General features: G+C 56.1%; 19 protein-coding genes. 8 read left to right on the top strand and 11 right to left on the bottom strand.

All coding sequences use genetic code 11. The features are described from left to right. Nucleotides 1-35: 35 nt before the first annotated feature. The gene (locus tag K3757_RS02345; protein WP_259998978.1) at nt 36-380 is read left to right on the top strand and encodes a YbaB/EbfC family nucleoid-associated protein; all 345 of its coding nucleotides are present in this window, start codon (nt 36-38) and stop codon (nt 378-380) included. Nucleotides 381-441: 61 nt separating this feature from the next. After that, the gene (recR, locus tag K3757_RS02340; protein WP_259998976.1) at nt 442-1035 is read left to right on the top strand and encodes a recombination mediator RecR; all 594 of its coding nucleotides are present in this window, start codon (nt 442-444) and stop codon (nt 1033-1035) included. A gap of 24 nt (nt 1036-1059) precedes the next feature. Here recR and K3757_RS02335 read toward each other — a convergent pair whose 3' ends face one another. Together K3757_RS02335 and K3757_RS02330 are read right to left on the bottom strand one after the other, a co-directional pair. Then, complete coding sequence (locus K3757_RS02335; protein ID WP_259998974.1) at nt 1060-2151, bottom strand: endonuclease/exonuclease/phosphatase family protein; 1092 nt, start codon at nt 2149-2151, stop codon at nt 1060-1062. Nucleotides 2152-2259: 108 nt separating this feature from the next. After that, complete coding sequence (locus K3757_RS02330) at nt 2260-3021, bottom strand: DUF1013 domain-containing protein (protein ID WP_259998972.1); 762 nt, start codon at nt 3019-3021, stop codon at nt 2260-2262. Nucleotides 3022-3148: 127 nt separating this feature from the next. Here K3757_RS02330 and K3757_RS02325 point away from each other — a divergent pair, with 127 nt between their 5' ends. Then, a complete protein-coding gene (locus K3757_RS02325; protein ID WP_259998970.1) occupies nt 3149-3787 on the top strand; it encodes a ribonuclease T2 in 639 nt (212 codons plus the stop codon). 81 nt (nt 3788-3868) lie between these two features. On the opposite strand, the gene K3757_RS02320 is transcribed toward K3757_RS02325, so the two are convergent. Continuing rightward, the gene (locus K3757_RS02320; protein ID WP_259998968.1) at nt 3869-4855 is read right to left on the bottom strand and encodes an NAD(P)H-quinone oxidoreductase; all 987 of its coding nucleotides are present in this window, start codon (nt 4853-4855) and stop codon (nt 3869-3871) included. Nucleotides 4856-4994: 139 nt separating this feature from the next. Between K3757_RS02320 and K3757_RS02315 the strand changes: the two genes are divergently transcribed. Beyond that, a complete protein-coding gene (locus tag K3757_RS02315) occupies nt 4995-6194 on the top strand; it encodes an AMP-binding protein (RefSeq protein WP_259998966.1) in 1200 nt (399 codons plus the stop codon). Next, nucleotides 6191-7291, top strand: a complete 1101-nt coding sequence (locus tag K3757_RS02310) for a thiolase family protein (RefSeq protein WP_259998964.1) — start codon at nt 6191-6193, stop codon at nt 7289-7291. Before K3757_RS02315 ends, K3757_RS02310 begins: the two co-directional genes overlap by 4 nt. Here K3757_RS02310 and K3757_RS02305 read toward each other — a convergent pair. The 4 genes from K3757_RS02305 to K3757_RS02290 form a co-directional block, all read right to left on the bottom strand. After that, nucleotides 7280-7831: a biotin transporter BioY gene (locus K3757_RS02305; RefSeq protein ID WP_259998962.1), complete on the bottom strand. Its 552-nt coding sequence runs from the start codon at nt 7829-7831 to the stop codon at nt 7280-7282. The two genes, K3757_RS02310 and K3757_RS02305, sit on opposite strands and share 12 nt — an antisense overlap. Then, nucleotides 7828-8442, bottom strand: coding sequence for an energy-coupling factor transporter transmembrane protein EcfT (locus K3757_RS02300; protein WP_259998960.1), 615 nt, complete (start codon nt 8440-8442; stop codon nt 7828-7830). The genes K3757_RS02305 and K3757_RS02300 overlap by 4 nt, the downstream gene beginning before the upstream one ends. Further along, on the bottom strand, nt 8417-9112 hold the full coding sequence (locus K3757_RS02295) for an energy-coupling factor ABC transporter ATP-binding protein (protein WP_259998958.1): 696 nt from the start codon (nt 9110-9112) through the stop codon (nt 8417-8419). Before K3757_RS02295 ends, K3757_RS02300 begins: the two co-directional genes overlap by 26 nt. 148 nt (nt 9113-9260) lie before the next feature. After that, nucleotides 9261-9953 carry a COQ9 family protein gene (locus K3757_RS02290; protein ID WP_259998956.1) on the bottom strand — a complete coding sequence of 231 codons (693 nt, stop codon included), beginning with the start codon at nt 9951-9953 and terminating at the stop codon, nt 9261-9263. Between the two features lie 108 nt (nt 9954-10061). Between K3757_RS02290 and rpsU the strand changes: the two genes are divergently transcribed. Further along, complete coding sequence (gene rpsU, locus K3757_RS02285) at nt 10062-10268, top strand: 30S ribosomal protein S21 (RefSeq protein WP_005851231.1); 207 nt, start codon at nt 10062-10064, stop codon at nt 10266-10268. Between the two features lie 77 nt (nt 10269-10345). Here rpsU and K3757_RS02280 read toward each other — a convergent pair whose 3' ends face one another. Beyond that, a complete protein-coding gene (locus tag K3757_RS02280; RefSeq protein ID WP_259998934.1) occupies nt 10346-11074 on the bottom strand; it encodes an STAS/SEC14 domain-containing protein in 729 nt (242 codons plus the stop codon). An 81-nt stretch (nt 11075-11155) separates the two neighbouring features. After that, entirely contained in the window at nt 11156-11611 is a 456-nt protein-coding gene (locus K3757_RS02275) for an Lrp/AsnC family transcriptional regulator (protein ID WP_259998932.1), read from the bottom strand. A gap of 140 nt (nt 11612-11751) precedes the next feature. On the opposite strand from K3757_RS02275, the gene ald reads away from it, so the two are divergent. Further along, nucleotides 11752-12867, top strand: coding sequence for an alanine dehydrogenase (ald, locus tag K3757_RS02270; protein WP_259998930.1), 1116 nt, complete (start codon nt 11752-11754; stop codon nt 12865-12867). A 55-nt stretch (nt 12868-12922) separates the two neighbouring features. On the opposite strand, the gene mscL is transcribed toward ald, so the two are convergent. After that, complete coding sequence (mscL, locus tag K3757_RS02265) at nt 12923-13354, bottom strand: large conductance mechanosensitive channel protein MscL (RefSeq protein WP_259998928.1); 432 nt, start codon at nt 13352-13354, stop codon at nt 12923-12925. A 148-nt stretch (nt 13355-13502) separates the two neighbouring features. Between mscL and K3757_RS02260 the strand changes: the two genes are divergently transcribed. Next, nucleotides 13503-14204, top strand: a complete 702-nt coding sequence (locus K3757_RS02260) for a glutathione S-transferase family protein (RefSeq protein ID WP_259998926.1) — start codon at nt 13503-13505, stop codon at nt 14202-14204. Nucleotides 14205-14287: 83 nt separating this feature from the next. On the opposite strand, the gene K3757_RS02255 is transcribed toward K3757_RS02260, so the two are convergent. After that, nucleotides 14288-14734: a YtoQ family protein gene (locus tag K3757_RS02255; protein WP_259998924.1), complete on the bottom strand. Its 447-nt coding sequence runs from the start codon at nt 14732-14734 to the stop codon at nt 14288-14290. Nucleotides 14735-14758 lie beyond the last annotated feature (24 nt).

The following is a 14758-nucleotide window of genomic DNA, read 5'->3' as shown; positions in this document are numbered from 1 at the left end:
CATATACTGAAACAACCCATCGACAGGAGAACACCATGTTCAAAGGATTAAGCGGCCTCGGCGATATGGCCGGGATGATGAAGAAAGCCCAGGAAATGCAGGGCAAAATGGCTGAGCTGCAGGACGAGATGCACAACATCATGGTCACGGGCGAAGCAGGGGCGGGCCTTGTTAAAGCGACCTGCACTGCCAAAGGCGAATTGAAAGCTCTCGACATTGACCCGTCGATCTTTAACGGCGATGACAAAGAAGTCGTCGAAGACCTGATCCTTGCTGCAATCAAGGACGCCCAAGGCAAAGCCTCCGAACGCGCCGCCGAAGAGATGGGCAAGCTGACCGAAGGCCTTGGCCTGCCCGCTGGCATGAAGCTGCCTTTCTAAGTCTGATCTTCTTTGATCTTGCTTTGCAAACCAAACCCTCTGATGCCGCGGGAGTGACTAGATGAGTTCGACCCGCGACATCGATGCCTTGATCGAGCTGATGGCAAAGCTGCCCGGCCTCGGCCCTCGGTCGGCGCGCCGTGCAGTGCTGCATCTGATCCGAAAGCGGGCTTTGCTTCTGACGCCCTTGGCGGATGTTATGCAGCAGGTGGCCGCGACAGCACGCGAATGTCTGAATTGCGGTAATGTCGGAACGGCAGACATTTGCGATATCTGTGACAGCAACAAGCGTGCCAACGGAGAGCTATGCATCGTGGAGGACGTAGCGGATTTGTGGGCGATGGAGCGATCTGGCGTTTTTAAAGGCCGCTATCACGTTCTTGGCGGTACGCTGTCCGCGCTTGATGCTGTAGGTCCGCAAGAGCTGCGCATCCCCCGCCTGTTGGACCGCGTCCAAAGCGAAGGTATTACCGAAGTCATTCTTGCGCTTAATGCAACGATAGACGGACAAACAACCGCGCATTACATTGCCGATCAGCTTGAAGGTCAGGTGCAACTTACATCGCTGGCACAAGGCGTCCCGATCGGAGGTGAGCTTGATTACCTTGATGACGGCACAATCACCGCAGCGATGCGCGCCCGCAAAAGCCTGTAATCAAAGCGAAGCTGACGACCTGCTTCAATCTTCCCAATCGGTACCGATTGGATCACGATCACGTTTCTGCTCCTTTGCGATCATTCCCTTAATATCGGCCTTTTCTTCGGCGTCGACCGTCCCTGTCTCACTTTTTTGCGCAGGGTCCTCGACCAATGCGAGCCTGAACAGCATCGGAAAATGATCCGAGCCGATTTTCTCAAGCCGGGCCATATTGATCAAGCGAAACTGCGGATCATGGAACAAGTGATCTAACGGCCATCTTGCCCACCAATGAAATGCGCTAAAGGTGTTGAAAAACCCCCGCCCCACGCGCGGATCTAACAAACCTGAGAGACGTTGAAAGCCACGCGTGGTCGTCGACCAAGCAACATCATTCAGATCACCCGTGACGATGGAGGGCAATGTGTCACGCGCCGCCTCTATCCCGATATGAGCAATCTCGCTGTCGCGGCCTTTGGTGTCATGATCTATGACAGGCGGTTCAGGGTGCACAACATAAAGCCGGAGTTCCGCACCAGTCCCAAGCGTGACAGTCGTCCGCACCGATGGGACACCCTCTGTGACGATTTCGCGGACTTCGGAATCTGACAAAGGCAGGCGTGACATCACACACATGCCATATCCTGTTTCTTTCGGCACCGAAATCAAGTGCGGATACTTATCCTTCAATTGCGCCTCCAGGGCGCCAATCCAATCTTCATCAACCTCGATCGCCATCAGGACGTCGGGCTTATGCTTACCAGTGAGATCTATCAACGCCGCATAATCGCGGTTGGATTTTTTAACATTTGCCGCCAGCAGCGAAATATGACAGCGACTGTCAGCCTGCTGGTGCGCATCCGCATCTACAGACTGGCGCGGCCAAAGCGGAGTGAATTTTACGATATAAGCGAGCTGGGCCAAGGCAACGAGCAAAAGCACCGCTGCAATCCAAAACCCTAGCGGCACCGCTAGCGACGCAACAGCCAGCCCGACGGCAATCCAGAATAATTGGACCCGAGGAAAAGCAAGACCGCGTATCGCGCCGAAGCGGATCTTACTCAGAGGTAGAAGAGTTGCCGTCACCAAAATGGCCGTCAGCCCAAACAGAAGCCATTGAAAATAATAGATCACAGCATTCGCCCTACCTTTAATTAGACAAGGGGCGCCCGTGGCAGGACGCCCCTTGAAAGATAAACCCGATCAGCCCTGCTTTGGTTCCGCACCGCAGGACAGAGGCGATCACTTGTCGTCTTCGCCTTCGTCGCTATCGTCGGGAAGGTTAAAGAAGCTGTCGGCATCAGAGAAATCGCCTGGCTTCTTATCGTCTTCGTCATCTTCAGCCATTTCGCCGGAAAGAGTAAACGTCTCAAGCCCTTCAATCGCTGTTGGCATACGTGGTTCGGTGTCCATGCCAAGGCTCTGCTCGGTGCTCACCAGCTTGCGACGTTCGTCATCAGACATGACACCACCTTCGGCTGCCTTTTTGGCCGCCGCTTTCTGTACCATCGCGTCCAGTTCTGACTGTTTACACAGGCCAAGGGCGACAGGGTCGATCGGCTGGATGTTGGAGATATTCCAGTGCGTACGCTCGCGAATCGCCTGAATTGTCGGCTTGGTTGTACCGACAAGCTTGCTCACCTGAGCGTCGGAGAGTTCCGGGTGGAACTTGACCAGCCACAGGATCGAAGCAGGACGGTCCTGACGCTTGCTGAGCGGCGTGTAACGCGGGCCGCGGCGCTTTTCTTCACCAGCGGCAGCGGCGTTGAACTTCAGCGCCAGCTTGTGAAGCGGGTTTTCCTGCGCCTTGTTGATCTCTTCTTCGGTCAACTGGTTGTTTGCAATGGGATCAAAGCCTTTGACACCGGCAGCCACATCACCATCCGCGATGCCCTGAATTTCCAGCTCGTGCATGCCAACGAAATCCGCGATCTGCTTGAAGCCGATTGTTGTGTTGTCTACCAGCCAAACGGCTGTGGCTTTTGCCATAATCGGTTTTGCCATGTCTCTCTCCTATAAACGCACCTTCCCCGTCGCCTGACTTAGGCTGTCCCGGAGGCCGGAACCGTTTCCAATTTGGGGGAACTTGTGGCTTATATAGATAAAGACCGACCATAAGGAAAGACCCGACATGCGCCGCATTTATCTAGCCCTCCTGCTATCGTTCAGCGCGCTATGCGCGCGCGCCGAAGGCGAACGCGCTGGTGAATTTGATTATTTCGTCATGGCGCTGAGCTGGTCGGCGAACTGGTGTGCGCTGGAAGGCGATGCGCGCCGATCCCCGCAATGCGATGCGTCAGCAGATTATGGCTGGATTCTGCATGGTCTGTGGCCGCAATTCCACCGCGGCTACCCATCGTTCTGCCAAACTGCGCAGCGCCCCCCCTCACGCGGGATCACAGCACAGATGGCCGACATCATGGGCACGCCGGGCCTTGCGTGGCATCAGTGGAAAAAACACGGCAGTTGCACCGACCTGACCGCCGAAGATTATTACGCCCTGTCACGCCGCGCCTACGAAACAGTCACCAGACCAGCGATCTTCCGAAAGCTCGACCGGACAGTAAAACTACCTGCATCGGTCGTCGAAGAAGCATTTTTAAAAGAAAACCCTGACCTTAACCCTGACAGCATCACAATCACCTGCCGCAAAGGGTACATTCAGGAAGCCCGCATTTGTCTTTCACGCGATTTGGAGCCTGTCCCCTGCGGCCGAGACACAATCACGGACTGTCCTCTGAAAGATGCTCTGTTCGAGCCGCTTCGCTAGGGCCGAACGATCTTGTCCGGCCCTAGTCTATTTTCCGGATGATTGCGTCCGCTATGTGGGGCCGCAATCATCGGCCGGAGCCTAACCGCCAACCTTGAGAACAAGCTTACCGATGTGGCCGCTGGCCTCCAGATACGCATGGGCGGCAGAAGCGTTTTCAAATTCGAATTCGCTGTCCATCACGGGTGCAACGCGGCCCGCTTCCAGCAACGGCCAGACTGCTTCGCGCAACTCTGTGGCGATGCGGGCTTTGGCCAGATCGGATTGTGGGCGAAGGGTCGAACCCGTCATGGTCAAGCGGCGCATCATTAGCTGAGCAAAGTTTATCTCTGCTTTTGCGCCTTGAAGGAAAGCGATTTGCACCAGTCGCCCTTCCATATCCAAAGCGTTGAGGTTGCGTGCGATATAGTCTCCGCCGACCATATCAAGGATCAGATCGGCGCCGCCTTCTGCCTTCATCACTTCTACGAAATCTTCATTGCGATAATTGATAGCGCGCTCTGCGCCCAGCTTGACGCAAGCGTCACATTTTTCATCATTACCGGCAGTCACAAAGACCCGCGCGCCGAAAGCATTGGCCAGTTGTATCGCTGTCGTCCCGATCCCGGAAGAACCACCGTGGATCAAAATCCGCTCACCTGCTTTCAGCCCACCGCGCATAAAGACGTTGGACCAGACAGTGAAGAATGTCTCAGGTAGGCAGGCGGCTTCTTTCAGACCAAGACCTTTTGGAACCGGCAAGCAATGCGCAGCAGGGGTGGCCACATACTCAGCGTATCCACCACCCGGCAGCAAAGCACAAACCAGATCACCCACGGCCACGTCAGTGACACCCGCACCGACAGAAACCACTTCGCCCGAGGCCTCAAGCCCTGGCAGGTCGCTCGCCGTCGGTGGCGGCGCATAGGCACCTGCGCGTTGCAGCGCATCGGGGCGGTTCACACCAGCCCACGCAACCTTGATCACCACTTGTCCTTGCTCTGGCTGGGGAATGGGGCGCTCCGTCACTTGCAAAACATCCGGTCCACCAGGTTCGGTTATCTCGACTGCACGCATCATATCGGCCATAACGTATTCCTCCAAAATTGTTATTCTGCCGCAACATAGGATAGCACGGAGCGGAGTACAGCCCCTTTACGCCTAACCCTGTGGCCAGCAGACCACAGCTTTGCTAGAGCAGCGGAAAGACTGCGACAAAGGACATCCGATGCCCGAAGGCCACTTTCACTGGCACAAAAACTCCCGCGCGTTTGCAGGTTCCAAAGAGGTTGCGCTGAGATCGACCGATACCTCGGCAGCGATACATCCAGAGCCGGTCGACGAGGCCTTGAACCGGCTTTACAGCGCCATTTCCGGCAGAGGTGTTTTTTGTATAAGCGATACGGCGCTGCCCGCGTTGGACAGTTTGCAGGCAGGGCAATTTGCTACGCTCACCGGTGGCACGTCTGGCTCACCGAAGGTGATTGTGCGCACGCATGCATCATGGATCAAAAGCTTCGATACGAACGCGCAGATGTTTTCCTATGTCGACACCGACAGTATTGCCGTTCTCGGATCGCTCAACCATTCTCTAGCTCTTTACGGTATCATGGAAGGGGCGCATGTCGGGATTTGCGTTCATGCCCTTTCAGCGCTCAAACCTTCAGAGCAGTCTGCCCACATGCAAGATCACGAATGCACAATCCTGTATGCAACCCCGACGCAATTGCGCCTGTTGCCAAAGAACAAAGCGCTGCTGGGTATCCGCCTGATCCTATGCGGAGGAGGCGCGCTGAGCGACGAAGTACGCAAGCATGTGATGACCGTATGTCCCAATGCCAACCTGCATGTTTTCTACGGCGCCGCCGAGACAAGCTTCATCGCGCTTGGCGGGCCTGATACGCCAGCGGGATCCGTCGGCCAACCCTACCCCGGTGTTGATCTGGACGTTCGCCCATCAGGCACCTCTGACACCGGAGAGATCTGGGTGCGCAGCCCCTATCTTTGCTTGCAGTATCTGTATGGAGACAGTGATCACACCCAGCGAAAAGGTGACTGGCTCACCGTAGGTGAGCATGGGTATCTAGATGGGAGCGGGAATCTGTTTCTGCGCGGTCGGGCCGGACGGATCATCACAATTGCGGATCAAACCATTTACCCCGAAGAGCTTGAGGCGCAGTTCAGCGCGCTGCAAGGCATCAGCCATTGCGCGGTCCTCGGGCGTCCTGATGCGATGCGCGGCCATCACCTTGTCGCCGTGTTGGAAGGGAAAGCTGACGCAAGTCTTGCGCAGATGCTGCGTGACTATTGCACGGACAACGGATTGGTCTCACCACGCGAAGTGGCATTCCTTGATCAATTTCCGCTTCTTGCATCCGGCAAACCTGATCTTCAGCGCATCGCCGCCCTGACGGGATGTGCGTTATGACCGCGTATATCATCGCCGCCTGTCGCAGCGCAGTTGTGCCGCGCGGGGGCGCGTTCTCACCTTTGTCACTAGACGCATTGGGCGCGCCAGTTCTGCGCGCGACATTGGCACAGTCCGCCATTGACCCGGCTCAGGTGGACGAGGTCATCCTCTCCAATGCCATTGGCGGCGGCGGCAATCCCGCGCGGCTTGTCTCTTTGGCCGCCGGTCTACCAGATCATGTCGCGGGCCTGAGCATTGATCGCCAATGTGCTGGCGGACTTGATGCACTTTTGTTGGCCGAAGCTTTGGTTGAAAGCAATGCGGCACAAATCGTCGTGGCCGGCGGAGTCGAGAGCTATTCCCGCCGCCCGACCCGCCTCCGCACCTTTGCAGATGGGCGTCCTGCACAGGCCTATGATCAGCCGCCTTTTACGCCGTGGCCCGATCGTGATCCTGATATGGCAGAGGCCGCCGACAGGCTTTCGCAAACCTTGGGTATTACACGTACTCAACAAGATAACTGGGCCATTCATAGCCATGAGAAAGCCCTTTCTGCAGTGCCTTATCGTGGTGAAATCCACCCTATCGAGAGACAAGAACGCGATCCATTTGCGCGATGCCTTTCCCCCGCACTGGCTGCGCGCGCAAAGGTGGTGAGCGGTACCATCACCGCTGCGAATATGGCAGTGGCCGCAGATGGTGCTGCGTTTTGTGTTGTCGTGTCTGAGCAAATGTATCGCCGACTTGGCCACAAAGGGATCGCGCTGCTGGGCGGCGCAACCAGAGGCCATGCGCCCGACATGCCGGCCCTTGCACCCGTGGCCGCGATTGAGGCCGCCTTGACCAGCACCGGCGTACGCACCAGCGATATCACCAGCGCAGAAATAATGGAGGCCTTTGCCGTTCAGGCCATCGCCTGCGTCGAGGGCGCAGGTCTGAACCCCGAATATACCAACATGGGCGGTGGAGCCTTGGCGCGAGGCCACCCTATTGGCGCTTCAGGCACAATTAACGCAGTGCGTCTATATCACACACTGCGCGCCAATGGCGGAACTGGGATTGCTGCCATTGCAGCAGCGGGCGGCATAGCGACCGCCCTGATCTTATCCGCGTGACATCACGCTGCGCGGACGCGCGCGGTAGAGCGCAGCAGTGATCAGTCCGGCCAACACAGCTTTGATGACATCCCCGGGAATAAATGCTGTGACCAGCAACGCGGCTTCTGGCAGGGAACGTCCCAAAACAATCGCCATGCCGGAAATGCCAAAGGCATACAGCACCAGCACACCGCCGATGATCGAAGCGATCATAGCGGCCCAAGTGATCGCCAGACCGCTCATCCGTTCCATCGCATAGCCGGTACAAAACGCGGCCACGGGAAACCCGATCAAAAAGCCTGCCGTGGGTGACGTAAACAGACCCAATCCACCGCGTCCGCCTGCAAGCAAAGGAAGGCCAATCGCCACCAAGCCCACAAACAGCAGCGCAGCATAGAAACCGCGCCGCGCGCCCAGAACCGTGCCGCACAGCATCACGCCTAGGCTTTGCGCTGTGATTGGCACGCCAAAAGCCAAGGTCAGCTGCGGGATAAGCCCAAGCGCTGCGATCAAAGCTGTAAAAAGCGCAATTTGCGCGACATTGTGTTCTGTAGTCATTTGTTCTCGTCCATTCCAAATCCACCGCGCGCTCGAAGCGCATCGGCCACATGATCGGCGTCATCCAACGCCAACACCAAAAACGGCAAAATCACGCGCCAGCCCGCCCGATGCCGCGCTCGCGCGCGCCATGCCATCGTCAAGGCTGCGCCCTTCTCTGTCAAAACGGGGGTAAAGCGGATCACCATCGCGGCGGCAAGTTCAATCTTGCGCAAGTTTACCCCAAGAGAGGCGAAAGGGCGCAAGATGCGGTTGACGACCCCCATCATCGCATCAAGCGTGGTTGTCATGGTTACCAGGTTAGCCAATGCAACCGCGCTTAGCATCCGCAAAACGATCACCGCCCCTTCGCGCGGCGCCCCTGTGATCAGATGCCACGCCATCAGCAGTACTACAAACGGCCAGAGCGGCCAGAGTCGGCGAAGCCCGAAGCGCAAAAATATTTGTCCCGGAAGGGCGTACAAAACCAAAACCGCTATCGCCGCGACCAACTGCGCTTGCCAATATGGCAAAGCAAAAAGCACGACCGAGACTACACAAAGGGCGAGGAGCTTTGCACCGGCGGGCCAGTCATGGGCCCGTGTTCTAACCGGAGAGGTCAGCGAGATCATCGCGCCCTCCCAAATCTGTCATCGCCACCTCGAATGCGCGAGCCACTTCATCGGCAGCCCCTCGCATTTGCACAGCGCCCCTTTCAATCCAAAGCGCGTGATCATATCCCTCAATCATGCGTGGATCATGGGTGATGTGCACAAGGGTAGCCTCGGTCCGGTCCAATACACGCGTCAGGTGCATAGCAGTGGGAATATCCAAACCTGCATATGGTTCATCCAGAATGATAACCTTTGGCCCCATCGCAAGGATCGCCATAAGGCACACCAATTGGCGTTGCCCCTGAGATAGTCTGTGGATCGCCGCTTCTTGCCAATGTGATTTGCCAAACTGCGCCAGCGTTTCCGCGACGCGGACTGCGATCTGCGGTTTGGCCAATCCCATTTGCCCCAAACCAAAGGCCAGTTCTTCGCCCACAGTAGGGAAAATGATCTGGTGATCAGGGTTCTGGAAAAGGATGCCGACCGCGGTCAAAGCACCGCGCCGGTCGCGCGCCACGTCTACCCCGGCAATCCGCACTGTGCCGCTGTCGGGCCGTTGCAGCCCTGCCATCACCCGCGCCAGTGTAGTCTTGCCCGAGCCGTTACGCCCCAGCACCGCAATGCGCCGCGCATCTGACTGCAAGGCAACAGCTTTCAGGATGTTGCGCCCGTCAATCTGCAAATCCACAGCATCAAGATGCAGTAATGTAGTCGGTTCAACGATGGTCTGTGATCCCTTGCGGCGAATAATCTGCCTAGCGATCTAACAGGCCGTTAACCCTGCGAAAAGCGCGAAACGCGATGTTGCTCCGGCGCGATTGGCCTAAGAATATCGCTTATGGCCGCGTCCAACGCCCGGGAAGCCCTGAACGGGGCAACGATTGTGGCGCTTTGACGTGGCTAAGCAACCAGTTCGGGCCACTCATCAGCTTGCTTAGAACCGGATTGTTGTTGACCTGCGCCTTCAGCTTTTCGATCTGCATGACGTTTTCAATCCGCCGGTCAAGAAAGGCCCAAGTATCCGCGTGATCCTCGCTGCTGTCGCCCAGCCAATAAAGCACGGTCGCGGAGTAGACACCGCTAAGCGTGGCGCGTTTCGTGTACCAGTTCACATCATCCGAGGTGTCGCCCAGCGCGTTCCAGATCGCATCGGCAGTGCCCCAGATTGCCTTGGCACCATCCGCCGCATAAATCGGCAAGGCAAACAGCGCGGTACCGCGGCGCACAATCTCTTTGTCCGTCACAGCCTCCAGCCGGAAGCGAACAGCAGCAGCCACACGCGCACTGTATTTCATCTGTTCCAAGTCGGTTTCGGCCAGTCGCGCCAACATTTCCGCGTCACCTTTGGCATGATAGTGCATTGCCAAATCGACTGCACCGCGCGGGCAAACGCTCTCGGCGACCGTACGCTCTACGCCCGAATCGATGATTGCGGCCTCAAATGTGGCCTGCGACCAGCCATCAAACGGCACATGCATGACGGCCGCTTGCAAAAGCAGATCTTTCGGGGCGTTTTGTGCAGAAGGCATGGCTGTTCTCCTATAAGGCAAGACACTAGACATTATAGCACGGATTTGCTATATCGCCACTTCCTGCAAATCCTTGCAACTTCAAACTAGAAAGGTGGTGAAAACCACATGCAGGTTAGTGTTCGCGATAATAACGTCGATCAAGCGCTGCGCGCCCTGAAGAAAAAACTTCAGCGCGAGGGTGTGTTTCGTGAAATGAAGCTTAAGCAGCATTTCGAGAAACCTTCCGAGAAAAAAGCACGCGAGAAAGCCGAAGCGATCCGCCGTTCCAGGAAACTGGCACGCAAAAAGCTTCAGCGCGAAGGTATGATGTAAATCATCCCAACCGCTTTTGCGTAAGAATAGAAGCCCCCGATACCCATGGTGTCGGGGGCTTTAATTTTTGACTGGTTTCAATCGGCTTTGACCCAAGCCTTTGCCGCCTCAAAATCGTTATTGCCAAAATAACGCGCCTCAACACCGATCAGGCGTTTGACCACTTGCACAACCATCGACTTCCAACCTGAATCACCAACAATCGCGGCTTTTTCCATCTGGTCGGCGTGATCCCGTACGATACGGAAATGCGCTGCCATCGCGCTCAATCCCTGCCACCCTTCGAATTCGCGAATATCCAACAGAAGGCGGAAACGCTCGTTCTTGCGGATGAAAGCATTTAAATCTTCGGTTTCTTCCGCGTAAACGTCTGCCTCAACCTTTCCCAACAAGGCAATATGCAGCGTGCCATCACCCAAGTCAGTCTGGTGGATCGCACCGAGGGATTCAAACAACCACAGGCGCGCCTCGTCTTCCGAATACTTCGGAAATACGGAAACAGGACAGGGCATAAAAATCGAGAAACCGCGCACAAGCCGCATCATCGCGGCGTTTCCAGTGACAATCGCCACCCGGTCAAAGCCACCCCAACGGCTGATCCCCATTTTGGCGTCATCCCAAAGCGCACCCATGGTAAAATCGCCCAGATCGGCATCTACCACCACCAACATGCGCAAAGATCCCGCAGTGGCAAGCGCGGCATCAAGCGCAGGCATCAACACATCTTTGTAGTCTTTGTCCGTCACAGGTGCCGACATGTGCACTTCCAACAAACCTTCTCGCGAACCCGTCTTAACCTCGATCATAGTCGATCCTCCTTCAGAGTGATGAGAGCAGCCTAAAGGGCGAAACGCAAAACAACGTTGATCCACGTCAATGTGTGCGGCCTAGACGGGTAACGCCGTCGTTTTGCAAACAGTACGCAGAGCAAAGCTTGATTGCATTTGCCCGACGCCCGGCAACCGGGCCAGGTATTGACGATGGATGCGGGCGAAATCCTCTGTGTCTTCCGCCACCACCTTAAGCAGATAGTCGGCCGATCCTGCCATGAGGTGACATTCGAGTACATCTGGAATCCGCGCCACCGACTTTTCAAAGGCATCGAGAATTTCATCGGCTTGCCCTTGTAGGGTAATTTCGACGAATACGGTTGTCGGCACACCCAGCTTGCGCGCATCCAATAGCGCTACGTAGTCGCGGATGTATCCTTCGGCCTCCAGTCGCTGGACCCGCCGGTGACATGCCGAAGCTGACAGGTTCACTTGCTCGGACAGGTCGCCGTTAGACATCCGGCCACGCTTTTGCAAAGCGGCAAGGAGCTTTCGGTCTATCGCATCCAGCATTAAAGCAATTCCTTTGCGTATATATCGTGTCTGACGCGATAATATCCCGCCCTCACCACATTTGACGAGTCCTAATTGCCACCAAATTGCAGCCAAAGAATAGTACCGTTCACCATCCAACACCGGAGGAGGAACTTCCAATGAAAATCGGCTGCCCCAAAGAGATCAAACCACAAGAGTTTCGTGTCGGCATGACACCGAACGCCGCATTCGAGGCTGTGAAAAACGGTCATAGCGTTATCATAGAAACAGGCGCAGGTGACGGTGCGGGTTTTGTGGACGCGGATTATGAAGCTGCAGGCGCAACCATTATCGGCACCGCCGACGAGGTTTTTGCCGCAGCAGATATGATTGTGAAGGTGAAAGAACCTCAGGCCGTTGAGCGTAAAATGCTACGCGAAGGGCAGATCCTGTTCACCTACCTTCACCTAGCCCCAGACCCTGAGCAGACGAAAGATCTGCTTGCCTCAGGCGCAACCTGCATCGCTTACGAAACGGTCACCGACCGCTCTGGCGGCTTACCCCTGCTGGCCCCGATGTCCGAAGTTGCTGGCCGTCTTGCACCACAGGTTGGCGCGTGGACGCTGCAAAAAGCGAACGGCGGGCGCGGCGTTCTGATGGGCGGCGTTCCGGGCGTGGGCCCTGCCAAGGTCGTCGTCATTGGCGGCGGTGTTGTTGGCACCCATGCAGCTCGCATCGCTGCCGGAATGGGCGCTGACGTGACGGTGCTGGACCGCTCCCTGCCCCGCATGCGCTACCTTGATGATATCTATGGCGGTACGTTCAAGACCAGCTTTGCTTCTGCCGGCAACACGATTGAACTGGCCCGCGAAGCCGACATGATCATTGGCGCGGTTCTTGTACCCGGTGCGGCAGCGCCCAAACTGATCAGCCGCGCACAACTGTCCGAGCTTAAGCCCGGTTCCGCCCTTGTGGATGTTGCCATTGACCAAGGGGGCTGCTTTGAAACATCCCGCGCAACAACCCACCAAGACCCGATCTATGATGTTGACGGCATTATGCACTATTGCGTTGCGAACATGCCCGGCGCTGTTGCGCGCACCTCAACAATCGCGCTTGGAAATGCCACGATGCCCTTCATGATCGCACTGGCCAATAAAGGCTGGAAGCAAGCCTGCGCAGATGACGCGCATTTGCTGGCCGGCCTCAATGTGCACGCGGGGCAGATCACTTATGAAGCGGTTGGCCAAGCATTGGGCATGGATTACATCCGCGCAGAACAGGCGATCGCCTAAATAATAAAGGGGGCCGCGAAACCGCGACCCCCTCCTAGTTTCTATGCCGTTTGGCTTAGGCTTTTTTCAGCGCTACCAGAATCTCGGCCAGCAGCTCTTCTTGTGTTGGGCCAGCAGGAGCTTCTTCAGCTGCTTCTTCTGGCTTAGACGTTGCATCTTTGATCTTGTTAACCTGCTTAACGAGCATGAACACAACAAATGCGATGATCAGGAAGTTGATGATCGCCATGATGAAAGAACCATAAGCGAAAATAGCCGCGCCGCTTTCGCGCGCCTCTTCAAGAGAAGCACCCTCAGGTACAGTACCGCTCAACACAGCGTAGGCGTTTGTGAAATCAACGCCGCCCATAAACAAGCCAATGATCGGATTGATCAAATCGCCAACCAGCGATGCAACAATCGCCGTGAAGGCCGCGCCGATAATGATACCGACAGCCATGTCCATGACATTGCCTTTGGCAATGAAATCTTTAAATTCGTTCATCATTTTTGTTTGTCCCTTTGTACATTTACCGGCTCAGGCTTTCCCACCCTTTGCACCGTTGCACATGAATTAGCACATTGGTGCACCGTGATCACTCTATATCTATGGGGAAAAGGACCTACTTTGCACCAGATAACAAAAGAGGATTCCCATGATTAACCCGACCTCATTTCCGATCAGCGCCCGGTGGCCAGCTACCAACCCCGATGTGATCCAGCTCTACTCGTTTCCGACACCTAATGGGGTGAAGGTTTCGATTGCGCTGGAAGAAACGGGCCTGCCCTATGAAGCCCATACCGTCACACTGTCTGACGCCGATGTAAAAAGCTCCGCTTTTCTATCGCTCAACCCCAACAACAAAATCCCCGCCATCGTTGACCCAAACGGTCCCGATGGCGAACCCATCGGCCTTTTTGAAAGCGGCGCAATCCTGCTGTATCTAGCGGAAAAGTCAGGCCAGCTTTTGGGGAAAACTGCCACGGACAGAACAAAAGCGACCCAATGGCTGATGTTCCAGATGGGCGGTCTTGGTCCGATGCTTGGCCAGATGGGGTTCTTCACCAAATTCGCCGGCTCCGAGTGGGAGGACAAGCGCCCGCAGGAACGCTATGTCTCTGAGGCCAAGCGCCTGCTTGCAGTGCTTGAGCAAGAGCTTGAGGGCAAGGACTGGATCATCGGCGACCACTACACAATCGCGGACATCGCCATCGCACCTTGGCTGCGTGCGCTAGATTTCTATGGTGTCAAAGACCGCCTTGGCTGGGTCGATCACCCCAATCTGGTCTCCTACGTCGAGCGGTTCGAAGCGCGACCTGCGGTGCAAAAGGGCCTTGTCACACCACCACGGGCATAACGCCAACCATGCGCCAAAGGCAGCCACGCGAAGTCAGACAAGTCACTATCAGGCTTTCCGTGGCTGCTGATTAGATGCGTTGATTAGGGAAGTTTGCCGGTCAGAACGTATCGCAGAATTTCCACCACCTGAGCAGGCTCTGACGCAACAGCGAGTGCTGCGGCGTCCACTTCTTTTAGCGCATGCGCATGGTCCGGCCCATGTAGAATGATCAGAGACTTGCCCAGCGCAGCAGCATAGCCTGCGTCAAACGCAGCATTCCATTGCTTGTACTGATCGCCAAATCGCACCACAACCACATCAGCATCGGCAATACCCTTGCGGGTGCGGATCGCGTTGATCTGCGCGCCTTTGCGGTCGTGCCAGAATTTGTCAGCCTCAGCGCCAAGAATTGCAACGCCACAATCATCGCTGGCGGCATGGTCCGTTACCGGCCCCGAAAACTCGATATCCAGCGCCTGTGCACCTTCTGTGATCTGCTCACGCCAATCGGTGTGGATTTCTCCTGACAGATAAACTTTCATCGTCATTCTCCTCACAATTACAAGAACATG

The sequence above is a fragment of the Sulfitobacter sp. S223 genome (genome assembly GCF_025143825.1).
Taxonomy (GTDB): Bacteria; Pseudomonadota; Alphaproteobacteria; order Rhodobacterales; family Rhodobacteraceae; genus Sulfitobacter.
This window is presented reverse-complemented; position numbering and strand designations above follow the sequence as displayed.

Excerpts from the sequence above, each read along its gene's own strand:
- K3757_RS02345 (WP_259998978.1), top strand. The coding sequence starts at position 36 with ATGTTCAAAGGATTAAGCGGCCTCGGCGATATGGCCGGGATGATGAAG.
- recR (WP_259998976.1), top strand. The coding sequence starts at position 442 with ATGAGTTCGACCCGCGACATCGATGCCTTGATCGAGCTGATGGCAAAG.
- K3757_RS02330 (WP_259998972.1), bottom strand. The coding sequence starts at position 3,021 with ATGGCAAAACCGATTATGGCAAAAGCCACAGCCGTTTGGCTGGTAGAC.
- K3757_RS02325 (WP_259998970.1), top strand. The coding sequence starts at position 3,149 with ATGCGCCGCATTTATCTAGCCCTCCTGCTATCGTTCAGCGCGCTATGC.
- K3757_RS02320 (WP_259998968.1), bottom strand. The coding sequence starts at position 4,855 with ATGGCCGATATGATGCGTGCAGTCGAGATAACCGAACCTGGTGGACCG.
- K3757_RS02315 (WP_259998966.1), top strand. The coding sequence starts at position 4,995 with ATGCCCGAAGGCCACTTTCACTGGCACAAAAACTCCCGCGCGTTTGCA.
- K3757_RS02310 (WP_259998964.1), top strand. The coding sequence starts at position 6,191 with ATGACCGCGTATATCATCGCCGCCTGTCGCAGCGCAGTTGTGCCGCGC.
- K3757_RS02305 (WP_259998962.1), bottom strand. The coding sequence starts at position 7,831 with ATGACTACAGAACACAATGTCGCGCAAATTGCGCTTTTTACAGCTTTG.
- K3757_RS02300 (WP_259998960.1), bottom strand. The coding sequence starts at position 8,442 with ATGATCTCGCTGACCTCTCCGGTTAGAACACGGGCCCATGACTGGCCC.
- K3757_RS02290 (WP_259998956.1), bottom strand. The coding sequence starts at position 9,953 with ATGCCTTCTGCACAAAACGCCCCGAAAGATCTGCTTTTGCAAGCGGCC.
- rpsU (WP_005851231.1), top strand. The coding sequence starts at position 10,062 with ATGCAGGTTAGTGTTCGCGATAATAACGTCGATCAAGCGCTGCGCGCC.
- K3757_RS02280 (WP_259998934.1), bottom strand. The coding sequence starts at position 11,074 with ATGATCGAGGTTAAGACGGGTTCGCGAGAAGGTTTGTTGGAAGTGCAC.
- K3757_RS02275 (WP_259998932.1), bottom strand. The coding sequence starts at position 11,611 with ATGCTGGATGCGATAGACCGAAAGCTCCTTGCCGCTTTGCAAAAGCGT.
- ald (WP_259998930.1), top strand. The coding sequence starts at position 11,752 with ATGAAAATCGGCTGCCCCAAAGAGATCAAACCACAAGAGTTTCGTGTC.
- mscL (WP_259998928.1), bottom strand. The coding sequence starts at position 13,354 with ATGATGAACGAATTTAAAGATTTCATTGCCAAAGGCAATGTCATGGAC.
- K3757_RS02260 (WP_259998926.1), top strand. The coding sequence starts at position 13,503 with ATGATTAACCCGACCTCATTTCCGATCAGCGCCCGGTGGCCAGCTACC.
- K3757_RS02255 (WP_259998924.1), bottom strand. The coding sequence starts at position 14,734 with ATGACGATGAAAGTTTATCTGTCAGGAGAAATCCACACCGATTGGCGT.